The organism is Micromonospora sp. BS32 (genome assembly GCF_059089345.1).
This window is the reverse complement of the sequence record NZ_JBSSHR010000088.1, coordinates 1-478: the sequence shown is the minus strand read 5'-3', so window position 1 is coordinate 478 and position 478 is coordinate 1. Positions and strand designations below refer to the sequence as shown.

General features: G+C 76.6%; 1 protein-coding gene. It reads right to left on the bottom strand.

Annotated features, from left to right (window positions below; translation table 11 throughout):
• On the bottom strand, positions 1–463 hold a 463-nt coding region (locus AC5RWQ_RS30385), incomplete at its 3' end, for a PAS domain-containing protein (RefSeq protein ID WP_494286029.1).
• Positions 464–478 lie beyond the last annotated feature (15 nt).

Genomic DNA, 478 nt, shown 5'->3' with positions numbered 1-478 from the left:
GCGGCGCGGCGTGCTCGCCGCGCGCGTTCTCCGCCTCCCGCTCGGCCCGGACGTACTCGGTGACGTCGTCGATCTGGTGGATGAGCAGGTGCACCCGGCCGTCGGCGTCGCGGACCGGCCGGGTCACCACGTTCCACCAGCGGGGCGCGAAGCGGCCGGAGCGGTCGGGGCGGGGGCTGGTGACGCGGTGCAGCAGCAGTATGTTGGTGCGGCCGGTGGCGAGCGCGGCCTCCAGGGACCGGCGCTGGGCCTCGGCGCCGTGCGAGGCGGGGTCGCCGGGGTCGGGCGGGTAGGCGTCGAAGAAGCGCTTGCCCAGCAGTTCCGAGGCGTCGCGGCCGGTGGCGCCGGTGTAGGCGTCGTTGACCGCGACGATCGTCAGCTGCCGGTCCAGCACGACGCAGGCCGAGGGCATCGCCGCGAACAGGGCCGCGTAGTCCAGCTCGGCGCCCGCGTCTCCGGCCACCGCGCCCACCCGCCC